Consider the following 18943-nt stretch of genomic DNA (forward strand, 5'->3'; position numbering starts at 1 on the left):
GCCTAGAGCCCCTGGGCCAGCCGGTAGTACGCCTGATTCCATCGCAGCTCGCGCTGGAAGTCGCGCACCGTCGTGTGCTCGTCGATGACGACCAGCTCGGTCCGTGCGATCTCGGCGAAGTCACGGAACACGTCGATGCCGACGGCGGTGGTCATCACGGTGTGGTGTGCCGCGCCGGCCGCGAGCCAGCATCCCGCACTCGTCGCGAAGTCGGGCTGCGGCTTCCACACCGCGCGACCGACCGGGAGCTTCGGCAGGTCGGGCGCCTCGACGTTCTCGACGACGTTGGCGACGAGCCGGAATCTGTCGCGCATGTCGCTCATCGCGACCACGAGCGCGGGGCCCGGATCGGCGGTGAAGACGAGGCGCACCGGGTCTTCCTTGCCGCCGATGCCGAGCGGGTGCACCTCGAGGCGGGGCTTGGTCGTGGTCAGCGACGGCGAGACCTCGAGCATGTGGGCCCCGAGGATGCGCTCACTGCCGGGCACGAGGTCGTACGTGTAGTCCTCCATGAGGCTCGCCCCGCCCGGGAGGCCCGCACCCATGACGTTCGCGACGCGGACGAGGATCGCCGTCTTCCAGTCGCCCTCGGCCCCGAAGCCGTAGCCATCGGCCATGAGCCGCTGCACCGCGAGCCCCGGGAGCTGCTTCAGCGCGCCGAGGTCTTCGAACGACGTCGTGAAGGCGCCGAAGCCGCCCTCTTCGAGGAACGACCGCAGACCGAGCTCGATGGCCGCACCGTCGCGGAGCGACTGGTGTCGCTCGCCCCCGTCGCGCAGGTCGGGCTGCACGTCGTAGAGCTCCTGATACTCCTCCACCAGAGCGTCGACATCGGCGCTCTGGGCCTGGGCTACGGCATCCGCCAGCTCGTTGACCCCCCACGTGTTGACCTGCACGCCGAATCGCAGCTCAGCCTCGGTCTTGTCGCCCTCGGTGACGGCGACGTAGCGCATGTTGTCGCCGAAACGGGCGAGCTTGAGAGTGCGGGATGCCGTCCATCCGGCCGCGGCGCGCTGCCAGTCCTCGACCTGCTGACGCACCGCCGGGTTCGAGACGTGCCCGACCACGGTCTTGCGCGCGACACCGAGCCGGGTCTGGATATAGCCGAACTCACGGTCGCCGTGGGCGGCCTGGTTCAGGTTCATGAAGTCGAAGTCGATGTCGGCCCAGGGCAGCTCGACGTAGGCCTGCGTGTGCAGGTGGAGGAGCGGCTTCTGCAGGGCATCGAGCCCGGCGATCCACATCTTGGCCGGGCTGAAGGTGTGCATCCACGCGATCACGCCGATCACGTCGTCGCGCGCGTTGACCTCGAGGGCGAGACGGCGGATGCTGTCCGAATCCTTCAGCACCGGCTTCCATACGACGGTGACCGGCAGGCCGGCGAGTCCGTCGGCGACGGCCTGCGACTGCTCGGCGACCTGGCGGAGGGTCTCCTCGCCGTACAGGTTCTGGCTGCCGGTGACGAACCAGACCTCGTAGGCGGCGAGCGAGGTGGAGAGCGGGGTGCGGGTCATGTCGGTTCCTCCGGGGATCGGGTGAGGGGTCGGCGTGGGTGAACGGGTCGGCGGGTGTCTGCCGGGTGGCGCACGTCGCGGCGCGTGTCTGCCAGGTGGCGGACGTCTGCCAGGTGGCGGACATCGCGGCGCGCGGCCACCAGGTGGCGGACACGAAAGCACCCCGGCCACACGCGGTCGCCTCCGGGATCCATCACAGCGCTTCGACGGCGGCGGCCGCGACGGCGAGCCCCGCGCGGTAGCGGTCGAGGAATGCCGCGAAGCCCGCGACGTCGTCGGGGTCGGGGGTGGCGACGACGATCTGCGCGCCGCGGAAGACGCGCTGGTCGAGATACTCGCCGAGCGAGAGGTCGGAGCCGGCTGCCGCGAAGGCGGCGAGGATCGCGATGCCCCACGCACCACCCTCCGACGCGGTGTCGCCGACGGCGACGGGCGCATCCAGGGCTCCGGCGAGGAAGCGCTGAGCGACCCCGGCGGTGCGGAACATCCCTCCGTGGGCGAACATCCGATCCAGTGCGACGCCTTCGTCGGCGAGGACGCGCATGCCGAGCGCGAGAGTGCCGAAGACCCCGTAGAGCTGCGCGCGCATGACGTTCGCGAGCGTGAAGCGGCTCTCGGGTGTGCGGACGAACAGCGGGCGCCCCTCGGTGAGACCGGCGATCGGCTCGCCGGCGAGATGGTTGTACGCCAGAAGGCCTCCGGCATCCGTCTCACCGTCCAGCGCTTCACGGAACAGCAGCTCGAAGACGGCGTCCGGCTCGACGGGCGCCCCCGCGACGGCGGCGAAGCGCCCGAACATCCCCGCCCAGGCCGCCAGTTCGCTCGCTCCGTTGTTGCAGTGCACCATCGCGACGAGGTCGCCGGCGGGCGTGGTCACGAGATCCAGCTCGTGGTGCACCCGGGCCAGGGGCCGTTCCAGGACGACCATCGCGAAGATGCTCGTCCCCGCACTCACGTTGCCCCTCCGGGGCGAGACCGCGTTGGTCGCGACCATTCCGGTTCCGGCATCACCCTCCGGGGGGCAGGCGATCGCTCCGGCACGAAGAGTGCCGGAGGGATCCAGCAGCGCCGCGCCTTCCGGGGTCAGTCTCCCCGCCTCGGCACCGGCACCCAGAACCTCGGGAAGAAGGGACAGGATGCTCCGGCCGCCGAGCGCCTCGGCATCCAGCCGGTCGAAGAGCTCGGCCAGCCGGGTGTCGTAGCCGCCTGTCGCCGTATCGATCGGGAACATGCCCGAGGCGTCGCCGACGCCGAGCACCGCGCGGCCGGTCAGGCGCCAGTGCACGTATCCGGCGAGGGTCGTGAGTATCCGCACATCGGCGACGTGCGGTTCGGCATCCCGCACGGCCTGGTGGAAGTGGGCGATCGACCATCGGAGCGGGATGTTCACTCCGAACAGCGCCGTGAGCTCGGCCGCCGCCACCCCCGTGCTGGTGTTGCGCCACGTCCGGAACGGCACGAGGAGCTCTCCCGACGCATCGAAGGCGAGGTACCCGTGCATCATGGCCGAGATGCCGATGCCGGCGAGTCCCGGCACTCCCACGCCCCAGCGATTCCCGACGTCGCGAACGAGGTCGTCGTAGGCAGCCTGGAGCCCCGCCCACACCGCGTCGGTCGAGTAGGTCCACCGTCTGTCCCGGAACTCGTTCTCCCAGTCGGAGGCACCGACCGCCAGCACCCGGCCGGGATCGTCGGGATCGATGAGGCAGGCTTTGATCCGGGTGGAACCGAGCTCGATGCCGAGGATCGCGCGTCCTGAGCCCACCAGGGCCGCGTCCCGCCCCGAATCGATCGTGGAATGCTGTCCGGCGGTCATCGTCGCTCGTCTGCGCTCTGCCCGTAGACGTTCTGGTAGCGGCTGTAGAGGGCGTCGATCTTCTCCTGCGGGATCGGGATCAACGGCCCGCCCTGCCGGGCGATGTGCACCGATCGCGCAGCGTCTTCGCACATGACTGCCGCCTTGACGGCATCCTTCGCGGTCACCCCGATCGTGAACGGACCGTGGTTGCGCATCAGCACGGCGCGGGAGCGGTGCCCGCGCAGCGTGTCGACGATCCCCCTGCCGATGGATTCGTCGCCGATCACGGCGAACGGGCCGATCGGGATCGGACCGCCGAACTCGTCGGCCATTCCGGTGATGACGCACGGGATCTCCTCGCCGCGCGCCGCCCACGCGACGGCGTAGGTGGAGTGCGTATGCACGACGCCGCCCACCTCGGGCATGTGGCGGTAGACGTAGGCGTGCGCCGCGGTGTCGCTCGAGGGACTGCGGTCGCTTCCGGCGGATCCGGGCACGACGACTCCGTCCAGGTCGCAGAGGATCATGTTCTCGGCGGTGAGATCGTCGTACGCGACGCCGGAGGGTTTGATCACGAAGAGGTCGGCGCCCGGAACGCGTCCCGATACGTTGCCGCCGGTCCAGACCACCAGTCCGTAGCGGACGAGCTCGCCGTGCAGTCGCGCGACGTCTTCCCGGACGCCGGCGACGGCGGCCTCGATCTCTGGGCTGTCTGTCGGTTCAGCACGCACGGTTGCTCCGTCGGTCTCGTGGGCGGTCGATCCATGTTACCGGTAACAATGACCCCGCGCCATGGGCGGGTCCGTTCCGATCGCCGTCCGCGCCCGCCCGTTGCTCAGACCGGCGCGCGACCGGTCGACGCCCTCACGACGAGCCGAGGCTCGGCAGGCGGCGACCCCGCCAAGCCGCGCGCGGTCGCGACGCAGCGTGCTGCTTCGCCCGCGATGTCGAGGCGCACCGAGGTCAGCGACGGGCGGTAGTACGCAGCATCCGGGTTGTCGTCGAATCCGGCGATGCTGACCTCCGCGGGCACCGCCACGCCTTGCGCCTCGAGGCCGGAGATGAGGCCGAGCGCCATCTGGTCGTTGGCGACGACAACGGCCGTGGGGCCGCCGGGACGGCGAACGGATGCTGCGACCTCCGCGGCGACGGAAGCTCCTGCCTCGGCCGACCAATCGCCTGCCCATGCGGGGCCGGGTGCCAGCCCGTGCGCGGTCAGGGCGGATTCGAATCCGGCGGCGCGCGAGCGTTCCTCGAGCCAGTCGGCGGGACCGCCGAGCCGGGCGATCACGCGATGGCCGAGGCCCGCCAGATGGGTGACGACGAGGCCGGCCGCTTCGGCCTGGCGCTGCGCGCCCAGGCCATCGTGCATCGCCGCGACGGGGATGCTCACGCCCGACCGCGTGAGCATCTCGGCGGTGCGGGTGTGCGCAGCCACCAGGATGATCCCGTCGACGCCCTGGGCCAGCACATGCTCTACGGCGGCGGAGACGGAGGCCTCATCGCCAGCGTCGGCGTAGACGGTCGAGATCCATCGCCCGCCCGAGCGCGCCGCCGTCTCGAGCGCGGCGATCCCCGCGGTGGGTCCGTAGAGGGTCGCATCCGAGGCGATCACGCCCAGCACCCGGGTCGTGTCGGTTCCGAGCGACCGCGCCGCGTTGTTGACCCGGTAGCCGAGCGATGCCATCGCGTCGCGGACGCGCTCGCGCGTGTCGTCTCGGATATGGGGATGGTCGTTGATCACGCGCGAGACCGTCTGCGTTGACACCCCCGCGAGGCGCGCGACATCGCGCACGCCCACGCGCCGCGCGTCATTGGCCTGATCGGCTGCCATCGGGCCAGAGTAGTGCGATCGATTCGAGTCCTGCGCCCCGCGGACGTGCCAGGGTGGGACCATGCGCATCGCTCTCACCGGTTCGTCCGGCAAGCTCGGAACCGTCGTCGCCCGCGAACTGCGGGCCTCCGGCCACGACGTCGTCGGCCTCGACCTGGTCGGCACCCGCGGCCCGGGGTTCGTACAGGTCGACCTGACCGATTACGGCCAGGTCGTCGACGCCCTCGCGGGCGTCGACCGCACCGCGCCCTTCGAAGCCGTCGTGCACCTGGGTGCGGTGCCGGCATCGGGCATCAAGACCGACGCGGCGACCTTCCACAACAACATGCCGAGCACCTTCAACGTCTTCTGGGCCGCGGTGCGCACCGGCATCCGCCGCATCGTCTATGCGTCGAGCGAGACGGTTCTCGGGCTCCCGTTCGACGTTCCGCCGCCGTACATCCCCGTCGACGAGGAGTACGCGGCCCGCCCCGAGAGCGTCTACTCGATCGTGAAGGTCCTGGAGGAGCAGCTGGCCACCGAGCTGGTGCGCTGGCACCCGGATCTGTCGATCACGGCACTGCGATTCTCGAACGTCATGGTGCCCGCCGACTACGCAGCCTTCCCGTCGTACGACGCCGACGCACTCTCGCGCAAGTGGAATCTGTGGGGGTACATCGACGCCCGCGACGGCGCACAGGCGATCGAGCGCGCGCTCGAGGTCGCTCCCCCGGGTTTCGACAGGTTCATCATCGCGGCGGCCGACACCGTCATGTCACGGCCGAACGCCGAGCTCATCGCCGAGGTCTTCCCCGATGTGCCGGTGCACGGCGAGATCGGCGAGCACGACACGCTGCTGGGGATCGACAAGGCCCGCCGTCTGCTCGGCTATGCGCCGCAGCACTCCTGGCGCAACGAGGTCTGACGCCGAACGAGGGGTTCACGCCCAGACGAGGAACCCGGTCACGGCGGCGACCGCCGCGAGCACCACGAGAACCACGTTGATGACCGGCTTCTCGCCCAGGCGCGCGTGGGTCACGGCGGCGCCGATCTGCAGCACGCCGAGGCCGAGCGCTGCGACCGGCGCGAGGATGGGAGCGATGGCCACCAGAGGCGGCACGATCAGCCCGATCGCACCCAGCAGCTCGGCGACGCCGATCAGCCGGATGGCGCCCTGCGAGAACCCCTTCGTCCAGGCCATGCCGTTCGCACGCTCGAGCTGCTCCTTCGTGCGCAAGAGCTTGAGCCCCGCGGCGTAGAGCGAGACGAGGGCGAGCAGCCCCGCGGCGATCCAGTACGCGATCAGCATGCGCTCACGCTACTCCCGCCGGTGGTCCGCGCCGCGCGGAACCGGCTCGGTGGATTCGGGTCCGAATCGCGCGACAATCAGGCATGACCCGTCACTGGACCCCTCTCGCGTTCGTCTACCTCGGCCTGGCGGTCGTCGGGCTCATCGGCACCATGGCGTTCAACGTGCTGTCGGTCGTGCTCATGCGCGACTATCTCGGCGACCTGTTCGGCGGCGGCCCCGCCGTCACCTCGATCTCGATCGATCTGCTCGTGGCCGCGATCGCCGCGAGCATCTTCGTGATCGTCGAGTCCCGGCGCCTCGGGATGCGTTTCGGATGGCTCTACATCGTGGCAGCCGGGGTCACGGCGTTCGCGTTCACCTTCCCCCTGTTCCTCGCGATGAGACAGCGGCGGATGACGGAGCGGCGGATGACGGAGCGCGCCGCTCCGCGCGAGTGAGGCGCCGCGGGACTCAGGCGGTGGCGAGCATCGCGACCGACCGGTCCCACAGTTCGCGCGCGAGCGCAGCATCCGTCGCCTGCTTCTTCGGCTTCGCGGGCTTGCGGTCGACGAAGTATTCGCCGGTCGGGTAGTCGATCCCCGGGCGTCCCTCGGCGAGGAAGACGAGCGTGTCGGCGCCTTTCTCGACCGGAGAGAGGAACATCTTGGCGAGCCGGGACGCGTACACGGCGCGCATCGCCGATCCGGGGGCGGCGGAGAAGCTCGAGGCGATCACTCCGGGGTGGAACGCGGTCGAGGTGAGCCCCACGTCGCGATACCGCCGGTCGAGCTCTTTCGTGTGGAGGATCTGCGCGAGCTTGGCGTTGCCGTACGCGAGCCTCGGGCTGTAGCGGCGCTCGGCGTCGAGGTCGTCGATGTCGAAGCGGCTGAACAGCTTGTTCGCGGCGCTCGAGGTGTTGATCACGGTGCCGTGCGCGGCGACGAGGTTCTCGTGCAGCAGCTGCGTCAGGAGGAACGGCGCGAGGTAGTTCACCTGGAACGTCAGCTCGTGCCCGTCGGCGGTGACCTCGCGGTTCTTGCCGAAGATGCCGCCGGCATTGTTCGCGAGCACATCGATGCGAGGATGCCGCGAACCGAGCTCGCTCGCCAGCCGCCGCACCGAGGCGAGCTCGGCGTAGTCGACGAGGTGATGCTCGGCGCCCAGCTCGCGGGCGATGGCCTCGGTCTTCTGCGGCGAGCGCCCGACGACCACGACTTCGTGCCCGTGCCCGGCGAGTTCGCGGGCGGCCGCCGCGCCGATGCCGTCGCTCGCACCTGTCACGATGATCGTGCGTCGTTCGGTGGGGCCTCGTTCGTGGGAATCGGTCACACCCCCGACGCTACCCCGCGCCGAGGGCCCTGGGCTCGCCGTGCCGGCAGCGCCGGCCGCCCGACGTCACGCCGGCTCGGCGTCGCCTCGGTCGACAGAGCCGGGCGCTTCGCGCGAAGCGCGCCACATCCGTGCCCACCACCCCGACTGCTGCGGGGCCGTAGCCTGTGGCGCCGTTCGGCGCGCAGCATCCCTCCGCGCCCGCCATTCCCCGGTGCGCTCGTCCACGTCGACGGTCGGCGTCACCACGGGAGGGCCGCCCAGAAGCTGGCGGCGCGCCTCGATCACGCGAGCGTTGAAGTCTTCGAGGTAGTCACGCACCTCGTCCTCGGTGCGCAGGTCATCCAGGCGCGCGTCGAGCTGCGCGTGCTCCGTGCGAAGCAGGAGCGCGGGCGGGCCGAGGCCGGTCAGCCCCTCGGTCTCGATCTTGCGGCGGATCCACCAGTCCGGATCGTGAGATGCCCCGAGCCCGATCAGGGGCTTGCCCGCACCCGGCAGATTGTCGAACTCGCCGCGGCGGATCGCCTGCTGAATCGTCGTTTCCACGTAAGCGGCGCGCTCGAGCTCGCTGAACCCTCGCGATGGGGGCGCGGATGCCTCGACCTCCGGTTCGCCGCCCGTGTCGCGCGCCTCCTTGTCGAGGCGGTACCGGGCGGCCGCCTCGCGGGGATCGTCAGCCATGTCAGCCTCCTCGGACGTCGCGGGCGCTGCGTCCATTCTCGTCGATGCGGTGCGCGGTGGCGCGGCTCGAACGGCCTGCGAGCGCAGCTGCGGGCGTGTGGACTCGCCTAGAGTTCTCGGGTGAGCATCTCGGTCGTGATCCCCTGGCGCCCCGCCCCCTCGCGGATCGACGCGTTCGAACGCGTCACCGACTGGTACGCGCAGAATCTTCCCGAGGCCACCGTCACCACGATCGACACCGACGACGACGTGTTCGTGCTCTCACGCTGCCGCAACCTGGCGATCGCCGCTGTCGCCGACCCCGACGAGGTGATCGTCGTCGGCGACGCCGACACGATCCCCGAACGCGAACCGCTCCTGGCTGCCGTGCGGGCGGCCGCGACGAGCGGGCTGGTGCACCTTCCCTACACGCAATACCGGTGGCTCGGCCCTGAGGGATCGGCGCAGTTCGCGGCCGGCACACCGCTCATCGACTGCGCGGTCGGGCAGTTCGTCGAGGGCGCCTGCTCAGGCGTGTATGTGACGACGCGACGCACGTGGGAGCGGCACGGCGGCCAGGACGAGCGGTTCCGCGGCTGGGGTTTCGAGGACGCGGCCTGGTACCGCGCGCACACCACCCTGCTGGGCGCTCCCCCCGCGCGGCACGATGGCCGCGTCTACGCCCTTCACCACGTGGGCGAGGTACGGGCCGGAACCGGGTACGAGCGCAATGCCGCGCTCATGGAGCGCTACCGCGACGCCGAGGGGGATGCCGCGGCGATGGCCGCGCTCGTCGCTGAAGGTCAGTCCGCCAGGGCGGAGAACGCACGGTCAGGACCGGACTCCGCTCGCTGAGCCTCGGCCGCGGCATCCAATCGCCCCCGCGTGCCGGGGTCGAGAGACAGCACCGCACGGAGCGCCGCGGCGAGCTCATCGACGGTCGCGCTGTTCGGGTCGAGCGCGACCCCGAAGCCGGTGCGTTCGAGCGCCGCGGCGCCCGCGAACTGATCGGTCGAGAACGGCAGCACCACCAGCGGCACGCCCGAGCCGATCGCCTCGGTGACGGAGTTGTTGCCGCCGTGGGTCACCGCCGCCTGAGCCGCCCCCAGCAGCCGGACCTGGGGCAGGTACGCGCGCACGAGCCAGTCGCCCGGAAGCTCGCCCAGTTCGCCGGCGTCGGTCGAGCCCGTCGCGATCGCGAGGCGCACGCCGGCGATCTTCGCGGCGTCCACGACCCGGCGCAGCACATCGCCGCGCACCGAGAGGAAGCTGCCGAAGCTCACATAGACGAACGAGCCGGATGCGGCGATCCACCGCTCGACGTCGGGTTCGTCCGGTTCGACACGACGCGTCGAACCGAGGTGCACGTGCGGCGGCAGCAGTGCGCCCCGACCGGGGTCGGCGAGCTCGGGCGGATAGTTGTAGAGCACGACGGGGCCGTGCTCGGCGAACGCGTCACCCGTTCGGGCACCGCCGGGATCGAGTACCGCCAGTGCGGCGTTCCACTCCTCGGTGAACCGCTCCGAGACCCTCTCGCACAGCTCGCGCAGCTCGGCGAGCGCCTCGGGCGACGGCTGGATGGCCTCGGGCCACGAGGGCGGGAACCCGTACACCTCGCCCGCGACCGGCAGCGCGCTCGGATGCCCGAGCACGACGTCCGCGTAGCGGATGCCGGCCGCGTGGAGGCCGAGGCGGGCGCTGAAGGCGAGGTGGTCGACGATGATCGCGTTCGGTGCGACGTCGTCGATGATCCGCAGGACGGCGCGCGCAGCATCCACGGGTCGCCACATCAGATCGGTGAGGCGCTCGGTCGCCTGATACGTCAAGGTCTCGACCGCCCCGGCTCGCGTCGCGTCGAAGAAGCCACGCAGCGAATCGCCCTCGTCGGTCGGCTGGTCTTCGGCGCGGATGACCCCCGCGTTGGACCCGCGCCCCAGTCGCAGATCGGTGCGCTCGAACCCGAACGAGGAGACGATCTCGGCGGTGGCCGGTCCGGTCGCCACCACGACCCGTTCGCTGCGATCGCGCCAGGCCGTTGCGATCGTCGCGAGCGGGAGCAGGTGCGATGCGTAGTCGGGGCTGATGACGAGGACGGTCATCCGAGCGACTCGGCAAGTTCGCGCAGCACATCCTCTTCGCGAGCGACGGTGCGGTAGACCACGCCGAGCGACTCGGACATCTGCTGGATCGTGAAGCGGCTGCGCACCATCTCTCGGCTGCGCGCGGGGCGCTCCGGGCCGCGCTCGGCCTGCGCCGTCAGGGCGGCGCTCTCGATCGCGTGCCGCAGCTGCCCGGCATCCCACGTCGCCGTGAGGATGCCGGTGACCCCGTCCTCGACGTAGGTGGCCGGGCCGCCGCCGTCCGGCGCGACGACCAGAAGGCCCGTGGCCATGCCCTCGAGCAGGGCGATGCCGAACTCCTCCTTGATGCTCGCGCACACGTACACGCCCCCCGGGGCCGTCGCGCGGGGCAGCCCGATCCGCGCCGCGGCCATCCACTGCGCGACGACATCGTTCGGGCGGTGACCCGGCAGCAGCAGGCCGCGGCGCGCGCGGTCGGCGGGCGGCACGCTGGCATCGATCAACCCGAGCTGCTCGCGCTCGTCGAGCGAGGGCGCGTCGAGGTCGCCACCGACGATCAGCAGGTTCGCGCGGTCGGCGAGCGGGCCGGACGCCCAGGCTTCGACGAGCGTCGCCATGCCCTTGACCCGATGAAGCCGGCCGACGCTCACGACGAGCGGCAGCGATCGGCGCGGCTCGTCGAGCTCTGCGATCAACGCGTGCAGCTCGGCGAGCGCCGGGGTGGGGGGCTCGCCCGCCGCGTGGCGCTCGGCCGCCGCCACGGCGGCGTCGACCGTGACCAGATCGACGCCCTCGGGCACGATCGTGTGGCGCTCGGCGTGCGCGGCCATGTCGATCCCCACGAGCTGCCGCATGTCGGCGGCGAGGTTCGGCCGAGGGAAGAACACGGTGTGCGCGGCGTTCGCGGCGAGGCTCTGCACGAGCCGGGTGCGGAACCAGAAGTGCTCGAGCACGTCTGCGTCGCCGAATCCCGACCGCGTGAGTCGCCCCGAGCGGTCGAGAGACTCGATCACCGCGTGGGGATCGGGCGCGACGGTGAAGACGACGGGGATGCCGAGCTCGCGCGCGACGTCGGCGGCTGCCAGGCTGCCGACATCCGCCATCCGCAGGTGGAGCAGATCGACACCGCCGGCGGCGCGGAGGATGCGGCGGATGCCGCGCCTCGTGACGACGCGCAGCGGCCACGCCGCGGCCGACGAGACCGGCTCGCGCAGGAGGGGGATGTGCCCGTACACGTGGCCCGTGTCGGCCGCGTGGATCGTGCGGAGATCCGCCGTCGCATCCGCCACCGAGCCGCGTGAGAGCGTGATCACCCGCCGCACCTCGGTGTCGCTGTCGTGCACGAGAGCGTCGCCGAGGCGGACGAGCAGCGTCGCGATGCCGCCGTTGTCTCCCGCCCCCGCGGACGAGAGGTGCGGATCGATGTCGGCGTGCAGGAACAGCTGCGCGACCGAGAGCCCGTCCGTGCGGCGCACGCGCGCCTGGTCGGGAGCGAGGTCGATGAGTGAGAGCCGCGCCACATCGCCGATGAGACCGGGCTCGGCCGCGAAGCCCTCGAGCGCATCGCGGACCGCCGGGCTGGGCGAGCGCTGGCCGAGCGCGGCGATCGCGGCGACGCGCACCGCCTCGTGCTCGTCGAGGTCGCGCGCGATGCGCAGCAGCGGGGCGGTGGCCACCGATGCCCGGACGAGCCCGAGCGTCTCGACCATCCTGGCCCTCGCCTCCGGCTCTGCGATGCCCAGCAGGGCGCCCTCGACGCCCACCATGAGGGGCTCCGCCGTCGTCGCCGACCACTGCTCGAGAGTGCGCTGCGCGACCATGCCGGTGAACCCGCCGCGGGCGACGAGCGCGAGCAGCCGACCCATCGCCTCCGGCCGCGGGAGTCCGGACCCGAGCGCCCACGCGACATGCTCGCGGACGAAGAGCCGCTCGTCGGAGAGGAGGCCGACGAGCATCCTCCCCGCTTCGCCGTCGAAGACCTCGGCGAGCGCGTGGATAGCCGCGATCACGACGAGCTGATCCGAGGATTGCAGCGCTGCGGCGAGGAGCCGAACCGTGCGGACGCCCGGATCGCGCCCCGCCTCGAACGCGAGGTCGTCGGCGGAACGCATAGCATCGACGATGCTCGGTGCGTTCGCGACCTGGTCGAGTGCGGTCTGAACGCCCACGCTCATCTCCTTCTGTCGCCGGACCCGCGCGCGCACCGCGCGCGACCCCGGCTGAGTGCCGGTATCTGGAATGGTACGGGGGAAGAATGAACGTTCGGCCGGGATTGACAACTCGCGCCGACAGAAGGGACATGGGTATGCATCTGGTCGCGATCGGCGACGTCGGAGTCTCCGGCGACGTCGTGCACATCGGCGACGAGGCGATGTTCGAAGCACTGCGGGATGAGGTGTCGGCCAGGGGCGTGCGATCGATCCTCGCGATCTCGAGCGCTCCCGCCGAAACCGCCCGTCGCTACGGGGTCGACGCGATCGATCGCATCGGATTCACGGGCGATCGCGCGGCGATGGCCGCCCGTCTTGCCGCGGTCGCCGCCTGCCTGGAAGGCGACAGTGCCCTCGCCGAGGACGACCCCGCCTGGCGGGTGATCAGTGCGGTGCGGGACGCGGATGCCGTGGCCATCGCCGGCGGCGGCAACATGGCATCGAACTGGCCCCTGCACATCTACGAACGCGCCGCGCTCGCACTGATCGCGCGGCGATACGGGCGGCCGTTGGTCGTCAGCGGGCAGACCCTCGGCCCGGCGCTGACCGCACCTGATCGCGAGGTGCTCGCCCCGCTCCTGCACAGCGCCGCCCTCGTCGGCGTGCGCGAGCGCGCCTCGGAGGCTCTGGCGGCGAGCCTGGGTGTCGAGACCGCGAGGCTCAGCGCGCACACCGACGACGCCTCGTTCCTTGGTTTCGACGACCGTCCTGTCACGCCCGAACCCGCGGGCTCCCTCGTCGTGAGCCTGTCCACGCACCTCGGCGGACTCCCCCGCGCCGAGACGGTCGCCGGGCTGGCGCGCGCGCTCGACGGGCTGGCCGCAGCATCCGGACTCTCCGTCGTGTTCCACCCGCACTTCGGCTCGCTCGATCCGGACGTGCTCGTCGGTGACCAGGTGCTCCATGACGAGGTGCGCGCGGCGATGCGCACGCCCTCCCGCGCGGTCCCGCCCGGCGACGCCCGCTCGTCCGCGGCCCTCGCACGCAGCGCCGGGATGCTCGTCACCAGCCGGTACCACCCCACGGTCTTCGCGACCCCGGCGGGCGTCCCGGTCGCCGCCCTCGTCGCCGACGACTACACCGGCGTCAAGCTGCGCGGGGCCACCGGTTGGTGGGACCAGCACGGCACCATGCCGCTGGCACACGCGGCCGGCGCGGGAGGCGCGGCATCGCTGATCGAGGTGTGGGAGTCAGCGCCCCGTGTCGCGGAGCGGACCGCCGAGCTCCTGCCGAGCGCACGCGCCGCGCACGCGGAGTGGTGGGACCGGGTCGTCACCGTGTTCCGAGGCTGAGGAGCGGGCTGGCGCGAGGTCGTCGGCGTCACAGCACCGGGTGAGCTTCGTCGATTCGACCTCAGGTGGGCGATCCGACCTCGATATCCACCGGGACGTTGAGCAACCGACGGTGCCGGATGTGCGAGCGGACTCAGCGCGGCGCGAAAGCGAGATGGAACAGCGCGCGCACCCGCGTGGCGACGTCGAGGCGCTGATCCGGGTCGCTCCGCGCGATCTCGGCGGCGAGCATCCCCGTCGCCAGCAGCACGTCTTCGACCTCGAGGTGCGACCCGGCGCGACCGGCGCGCTGCTCGCGCGCGAGCAGGCGGGATGCCACGCCGCGGTAGCGTTCGCCGAGCGCGGCGACCCGCGGATCGTGACGGTCGCCGTTGACGAGCTCGACGAACGCTGTCGAGACCATCGCCTGATCGACGGTGCGGGTGAGCAGATCGTCGAGCGTGCTCGTGTCGGGCTCCATGAGCCGCTCCAGTTCGGCGACGTTCTCCTCGTACACGGCCACCGCGAGAGCCGTCCGGTCGGGGAAGTGACGGTACAGACTTCCCTGCCCCACACCGGCGCGTTTGGCGACCGCGCTGAACGGAGCATTCAGCCCGCCCTCGGCGTAGACCTCCCGTGCTGCCGCGATCAGTGCGCGACGATTCTCGGGCCCTGCAGCGGGCCCGCGATTGGCTTTCGGCTGCTCTTCTGCCTGCGACGACACGGGTGTAGCCTAATACCGGACACAGTTGTCCGGTAGAAAGGAACACACCATGGGTACCTCGCCCCTCACCGCCGATTCGTCGATCGCCACCTGGCTCGAAGATCCGATCGGCAACGCCCTCCTCACCGATCTGCTCGCCCAGGGCGGTCAGACCCCCGACGCGTTCAGACCCGTCCGCAAGCTCGCGATCAAGCGGCTCGTCAAGCTCAGCCAGGGCGCCTTCACGCAGGACATGCTCGATGACCTCGTCCGCCGCGCGGCCGCAGGCGTCGTGCCGGGCGGGACGGCTCCCGCCGAGCCTCCGGCCGGGACGGATGCCGCAGCATCCGCGCCTGCCCCCGTCCTGCGCGAGTGGACCGAGCGCATCGACCAGGGTCGCTTCACCGGCAAGACGATCATCGTCACGGGCGCAGGATCCGGCATCGGCCGTGCCACGGCATCGCGCATAGCCCGCGAGGGCGGCCGTGTGATCGCGGTCGACGTCAGCCAGGAGCGCCTCGACGAGTTCGTCGCTGCGCACGCGGGCGCCGACATCGTCTCCCTCACCGCCGACATCACGGACGATGCCGGCGTCGCCCGCATCATCGAGGCGGCCGGCGCCACGATCGACGGCCTGGCCAACATCGCCGGGATCATGGACGACATGACACCCGTCGGCGACGTGTCGGACGCGGTGTGGGACCGGGTGTTCCGCGTCAACGTCACGGGAACGATGAAGCTCATGCGCGCAGCGATCCCCGCGATGCTCGCGCAGGGTGGCGGTTCGATCGTGAACACCGCCTCCGAGGCGGCACTTCGCGGTTCAGCCGCCGGGGCCGCGTACACGGCGTCCAAGCACGCGGTCGCGGGCCTCACGAAGAGCAGCGCATTCATGTATGGGCCGAGCGGCATCCGGGTCAACGCCGTCGCCCCCGGTCCCACGATCACGAACATCCAGGCGAGCTTCGCCTCGCCGCTCGGGGCCGAGCGCGTGCAGACGGCCATGGCGGTCATGCCCGACCCCGTCGAGGCGGATGCTCTCGCAGCATCCATCACCTTCCTGCTCAGCGACGACGGCGTGAACGTGAACGGCGTCATCCTCGCGAGCGACGGCGGCTGGTCAGCCGCCTGACCTCGCGTCGCCCTTCTCCTCCGCGCCGCTCACCGGAGGCGACACGCCCTTCGGCCGCGCCGTCGCGGGCGTGTTGCGTCAGGTGAGCGGTCCCCGCCGCCGGCTGCGCGCGACGTAGACCGTGTTGGACGAGGTTCCGCCGGTGACGGCGTTCGCGAAGTCGATGACGTGCGCCTCCGCATCGTCGAACACCCCGCGCAGCACGGCCATGTAGGCGGCGTCGGGCGGGTCGTCCGACCACAGTGCGAAGACTCCGCCGTCGACGAGGTGACGGTCGAGGGAGCGCATGCCGTCGGCGGAATACAGGGCACCGTGGCTCGGATCGAGCTGGTGACGCGGCGAGTGATCGACGTCGAGCAGGATGGCGTCATAGCCCATCGCGTCGGTGGGGGGCGGCATCCGCATCACGGCGAAGAAGTCGTCGCAGACGAGCGCCGTGCGCGGATCGTCGACCAGCTCGGTCGAGACAGGGAGCAGCCTGCGCTCGTGCCACCGGATGACCGCCGCGAGCCGGTCGATGACGGTGAGAGCGCCCACGGTGAGGATGCCGGCGCGCTCGTCGCGCAGCGCGGCGACGGCGGTGTAGCCGAGCCCGAGGCCGCCGACCAGGACATTCAGTCCACTTCCGGAGGTCGCATCCAGGCCGAGGGTGGCGAGCGCCTCTTCGGCGACGGTGAACAGACTCGACATGAGGTACTCGTCGCCGAGCTTCACCTCGTAGATCTCGTGGCCGACGGCCGGCTCGTTCCGGCGGCGCAGAGTGAGGTCGCCGAGGGGAGTGGACTGCCAGTCGAGTTCTTCGAACCGTGCGATCACAGCATCCTTCTCTCGTCGCAGCTCACCCTACGGGGTGTGCTCGGTCGCTCCCGCCGCGCGGAGTTCGCCCCTCGCTCAGCGAGCAGCGAGTTCAGCCGCGCAGGGCCAGGGCGAACGGCAGGACCGCGTCAGCCCCCGCGCGCCGCAGCTCGCGCGACGCGACCGTCAGGGTCCAGCGGCTGTCGGCGATGTCGTCGACGAGCAGCACCGGCCCCGCCGGGAGATCGAGCCCCGTCGCGTCGAACCGATCCCACAGGCCTGCGAGGCGATAGACGCTGTTGCCGCCGGGGTCGCCCGACGGACCCCCGTTCCGCGTGCCCAGCGTGCCCGCGAACGGCAGGCGCCCCGCCGCGGCCAGACCGCGAGCCACCGCATCGATCAGCAGCGGCCGGCGCCGCGACGGCATCGCGACGACGGAAGCTGGCCGCGCCGCCCACGGCCAATCGGCGAGCACACGCACGGCGGCGTCGAGGAGGGAGGGAGAGATCGGCCCGTCGGGGGCGCCCTCGGCGAACAGCGTGCGGAGCGCCCCGCCCCATCCGAGGTCGGTCAGGCGTGCGAGCGCACGGCCCTCCTCAGGCCGCTCGGCGGCTGCGATACGACCCTTCGCCGGCACCCCGAGCCGGTCGGCGCCCGTCGGCCATTGTGCGCGCGGCTCGATCGGCACGCCGACGCGCGCGAGCGACGCCGTGGCAGAGTCGGCCGCCGCCGACGCGATGCCCGTCTCGAACCACACGCCTGCGCAGTTGTCGCACCGGCCGCAGGGAGCGGCCGTGTCGTCGTCGAGCGCGCGCTGCAGGTACTCCATCCGGCATCCGCTCGTCGCCTCGTAGTCGAGCATGTGCTGCTGCTCGGCGACGCGCTCTGCGCCGATCCGCTCGTACCGCTCGGCGTCGTACGCCCACGGCTCGCCCGTCGCGACCCAGCCGCCGCTCACGCGGCGCACCGCCCCGTCGACGTCGAGCACCTTCAGCAGGAGCTCGAGCGGCGTCCGGCGGATGTCGACCAGCGCCTCGAGCGCCGGCGTCGAGGTCGGGCGATCGCCGAGCTCACGGATCACCCGCTCGGCACGCTCGCGCGTGGGCATCGACGCGGTCGCGAAGTACCGCCAGATGTCGGGGTCCTCCGGGCCGGGCAGCAGCAGCACGTCGGCGTTCGCGGTGGCACGGCCGGCACGGCCGACCTGCTGGTAGTAGGCGACCGGCGACGACGGCGCACCCAGATGCACGACGAACCCGAGGTCGGGCTTGTCGAACCCCATTCCGAGCGCGCTGGTCGCGACCAGTGCCTTGACCACATTGTTCTTGAGAGCCGCTTCGGATGCCTCGCGCTCGGCCGTGTCCGTCTGCCCCGTGTAGGCGCGCACGTCGTGCCCCGCCTCGCGCAGCAGTCGCGCGGTGTCTTCGGCACCGGCCACCGTCAGGCTGTAGATGATGCCCGAGCCCGGCAGGTCGCCGAGGTGCGTGAGCAGCCACGCGAGCCTCGCTCGGGCGTCGGGCAGACGCAGTACGCCCAGGCGCAGCGACGCGCGGGCAAGCGGACCGCGGATCGTCACCACGCCCGGCTCCGCCGCAGCTTCGCCACCCTCGCTCCGCCCGAGCTGCTCCTCGACGTCGGTGACGACGCGGCTGTTGGCCGTCGCCGTCGTCGCCAGGATCGGGATGCCTGCCGGCAGGCGCCGGATCAGATCGCCGAGGCGTCGATAGTCGGGGCGGAAGTCGTGGCCCCAGTCGCTGATGCAGTGGGCTTCGTCGACCACCAGCATCCCCATCCGATCCACGAGCGCGGGCAGCTGCTCATCGCGGAACGACGGGTTGTTCAGACGCTCGGGCGAGAGCAGCAGTACGTCGACGTCGTCGCGGTCGAGCTGCGCGAGCACGTCGCCCCACTCGTGGGCGTTCGTCGAGTTGATCGCGACCGCCCTGACTCCGGCGCGCTCGGCCGCTGAGATCTGGTCGCGCATGAGAGCGAGGAGCGGCGAGACGAGCACGGTCGGACCGCCGCCGCGACGCCGCAGCAGCAGGGTCGCGACGAAGTACACCGCCGACTTGCCCCACCCTGTGCGCTGCACCACGAGCGCGCGCCTGCGGCCGTCGACGAGTGTCTCGATCGCCTCGAACTGACCCTCATGGAACTCGGCGTCGGCGCGGCCGACGAGCGTGCGGAGGATCGCGAGCGCCTCGGTGCGGGTGTCGGCGGTCATCGTCCGAGTCTGTCAGCCGGCGCCGACACCCGGGCTGCAGCCTCCGCCGGCCGCACCGTCTGCAGGGAGCTCACGCCCACGACCCGGCGTGTCGCCCCTCCGCCGTCACATGCGCCACACCG

General features: G+C 71.5%; 17 protein-coding genes. 5 read left to right on the forward strand and 12 right to left on the reverse strand.

All coding sequences use genetic code 11. From position 1 onward, the window contains the following. Positions 1-2: 2 nt before the first annotated feature. From araA to F6B43_RS18460, 4 genes are all read right to left on the reverse strand, one after another. Positions 3-1514: an L-arabinose isomerase gene (araA, locus tag F6B43_RS18445; RefSeq protein ID WP_150450484.1), complete on the reverse strand. Its 1512-nt coding sequence runs from the start codon at positions 1512-1514 to the stop codon at positions 3-5. A 193-nt stretch (positions 1515-1707) separates the two neighbouring features. Next, a complete protein-coding gene (locus F6B43_RS18450) occupies positions 1708-3330 on the reverse strand; it encodes a xylulokinase (RefSeq protein ID WP_150450485.1) in 1623 nt (540 codons plus the stop codon). Then, positions 3327-4043 carry an L-ribulose-5-phosphate 4-epimerase gene (locus F6B43_RS18455; RefSeq protein ID WP_150450486.1) on the reverse strand — a complete coding sequence of 239 codons (717 nt, stop codon included), beginning with the start codon at positions 4041-4043 and terminating at the stop codon, positions 3327-3329. Before F6B43_RS18455 ends, F6B43_RS18450 begins: the two co-directional genes overlap by 4 nt. A 104-nt stretch (positions 4044-4147) precedes the next feature. Continuing rightward, positions 4148-5146, reverse strand: a complete 999-nt coding sequence (locus F6B43_RS18460) for a LacI family DNA-binding transcriptional regulator (protein ID WP_150450487.1) — start codon at positions 5144-5146, stop codon at positions 4148-4150. Positions 5147-5207: 61 nt separating this feature from the next. Here F6B43_RS18460 and F6B43_RS18465 point away from each other — a divergent pair, with 61 nt between their 5' ends. Next, on the forward strand, positions 5208-6050 hold the full coding sequence (locus tag F6B43_RS18465; protein ID WP_150450488.1) for an NAD-dependent epimerase/dehydratase family protein: 843 nt from the start codon (positions 5208-5210) through the stop codon (positions 6048-6050). Positions 6051-6065: 15 nt separating this feature from the next. On the opposite strand, the gene F6B43_RS18470 is transcribed toward F6B43_RS18465, so the two are convergent. Next, positions 6066-6434, reverse strand: coding sequence for a DoxX family protein (locus F6B43_RS18470; protein WP_150450489.1), 369 nt, complete (start codon positions 6432-6434; stop codon positions 6066-6068). Positions 6435-6517: 83 nt separating this feature from the next. On the opposite strand from F6B43_RS18470, the gene F6B43_RS18475 reads away from it, so the two are divergent. Next, positions 6518-6874, forward strand: coding sequence for a DUF2834 domain-containing protein (locus tag F6B43_RS18475; protein ID WP_150450490.1), 357 nt, complete (start codon positions 6518-6520; stop codon positions 6872-6874). Positions 6875-6887: 13 nt separating this feature from the next. On the opposite strand, the gene F6B43_RS18480 is transcribed toward F6B43_RS18475, so the two are convergent. Continuing rightward, complete coding sequence (locus F6B43_RS18480; RefSeq protein WP_150450491.1) at positions 6888-7745, reverse strand: SDR family NAD(P)-dependent oxidoreductase; 858 nt, start codon at positions 7743-7745, stop codon at positions 6888-6890. Between the two features lie 66 nt (positions 7746-7811). Further along, complete coding sequence (locus tag F6B43_RS18485; RefSeq protein ID WP_150450492.1) at positions 7812-8426, reverse strand: DnaJ family domain-containing protein; 615 nt, start codon at positions 8424-8426, stop codon at positions 7812-7814. Between the two features lie 120 nt (positions 8427-8546). Between F6B43_RS18485 and F6B43_RS18490 the strand changes: the two genes are divergently transcribed. Next, positions 8547-9260, forward strand: a complete 714-nt coding sequence (locus F6B43_RS18490) for a galactosyltransferase-related protein (RefSeq protein ID WP_150450493.1) — start codon at positions 8547-8549, stop codon at positions 9258-9260. On the opposite strand, the gene F6B43_RS18495 is transcribed toward F6B43_RS18490, so the two are convergent. Together F6B43_RS18495 and F6B43_RS18500 are read right to left on the reverse strand one after the other, a co-directional pair. Beyond that, positions 9209-10504: a nucleotide disphospho-sugar-binding domain-containing protein gene (locus tag F6B43_RS18495; RefSeq protein ID WP_150450494.1), complete on the reverse strand. Its 1296-nt coding sequence runs from the start codon at positions 10502-10504 to the stop codon at positions 9209-9211. The two genes, F6B43_RS18490 and F6B43_RS18495, sit on opposite strands and share 52 nt — an antisense overlap. After that, entirely contained in the window at positions 10501-12654 is a 2154-nt protein-coding gene (locus F6B43_RS18500; RefSeq protein ID WP_150450495.1) for a glycosyltransferase, read from the reverse strand. The genes F6B43_RS18495 and F6B43_RS18500 overlap by 4 nt, the downstream gene beginning before the upstream one ends. A 131-nt stretch (positions 12655-12785) precedes the next feature. Between F6B43_RS18500 and F6B43_RS18505 the strand changes: the two genes are divergently transcribed. Then, positions 12786-13988 (forward strand): polysaccharide pyruvyl transferase family protein, encoded by a 1203-nt coding sequence (locus F6B43_RS18505; protein WP_170285741.1) that lies wholly within the window; start codon positions 12786-12788, stop codon positions 13986-13988. A gap of 133 nt (positions 13989-14121) precedes the next feature. Here F6B43_RS18505 and F6B43_RS20055 read toward each other — a convergent pair whose 3' ends face one another. Further along, positions 14122-14691 carry a TetR/AcrR family transcriptional regulator gene (locus F6B43_RS20055; protein WP_150450497.1) on the reverse strand — a complete coding sequence of 190 codons (570 nt, stop codon included), beginning with the start codon at positions 14689-14691 and terminating at the stop codon, positions 14122-14124. A gap of 49 nt (positions 14692-14740) precedes the next feature. Here F6B43_RS20055 and F6B43_RS18515 point away from each other — a divergent pair, with 49 nt between their 5' ends. Beyond that, complete coding sequence (locus F6B43_RS18515) at positions 14741-15802, forward strand: SDR family NAD(P)-dependent oxidoreductase (RefSeq protein ID WP_150450498.1); 1062 nt, start codon at positions 14741-14743, stop codon at positions 15800-15802. A gap of 78 nt (positions 15803-15880) precedes the next feature. Here the strand turns inward: F6B43_RS18515 and F6B43_RS18520 are convergent, their stop codons facing one another. Continuing rightward, a complete protein-coding gene (locus tag F6B43_RS18520) occupies positions 15881-16618 on the reverse strand; it encodes a polyamine aminopropyltransferase (RefSeq protein ID WP_150450499.1) in 738 nt (245 codons plus the stop codon). A gap of 91 nt (positions 16619-16709) precedes the next feature. After that, complete coding sequence (locus F6B43_RS18525) at positions 16710-18821, reverse strand: RecQ family ATP-dependent DNA helicase (protein WP_150450500.1); 2112 nt, start codon at positions 18819-18821, stop codon at positions 16710-16712. Positions 18822-18943: the final 122 nt, after the last annotated feature.

The sequence above is a fragment of the Microbacterium rhizomatis genome, from assembly GCF_008710745.1.
GTDB lineage: Bacteria > Actinomycetota > Actinomycetes > Actinomycetales > Microbacteriaceae > Microbacterium > Microbacterium rhizomatis.

Coding starts and splice junctions, on each gene's coding strand:
- F6B43_RS18495 (WP_150450494.1), bottom strand. CDS start 10,504: ATGACCGTCCTCGTCATCAGCCCCGACTACGCATCGCACCTGCTCCCG.
- araA (WP_150450484.1), bottom strand. CDS start 1,514: ATGACCCGCACCCCGCTCTCCACCTCGCTCGCCGCCTACGAGGTCTGG.
- F6B43_RS18525 (WP_150450500.1), bottom strand. CDS start 18,821: ATGACCGCCGACACCCGCACCGAGGCGCTCGCGATCCTCCGCACGCTC.
- F6B43_RS18475 (WP_150450490.1), top strand. CDS start 6,518: ATGACCCGTCACTGGACCCCTCTCGCGTTCGTCTACCTCGGCCTGGCG.
- F6B43_RS18450 (WP_150450485.1), bottom strand. CDS start 3,330: ATGACCGCCGGACAGCATTCCACGATCGATTCGGGGCGGGACGCGGCC.
- F6B43_RS18470 (WP_150450489.1), bottom strand. CDS start 6,434: ATGCTGATCGCGTACTGGATCGCCGCGGGGCTGCTCGCCCTCGTCTCG.
- F6B43_RS18485 (WP_150450492.1), bottom strand. CDS start 8,426: ATGGCTGACGATCCCCGCGAGGCGGCCGCCCGGTACCGCCTCGACAAG.
- F6B43_RS18465 (WP_150450488.1), top strand. CDS start 5,208: ATGCGCATCGCTCTCACCGGTTCGTCCGGCAAGCTCGGAACCGTCGTC.
- F6B43_RS18505 (WP_170285741.1), top strand. CDS start 12,786: ATGGGTATGCATCTGGTCGCGATCGGCGACGTCGGAGTCTCCGGCGAC.
- F6B43_RS18515 (WP_150450498.1), top strand. CDS start 14,741: ATGGGTACCTCGCCCCTCACCGCCGATTCGTCGATCGCCACCTGGCTC.
- F6B43_RS18460 (WP_150450487.1), bottom strand. CDS start 5,146: ATGGCAGCCGATCAGGCCAATGACGCGCGGCGCGTGGGCGTGCGCGAT.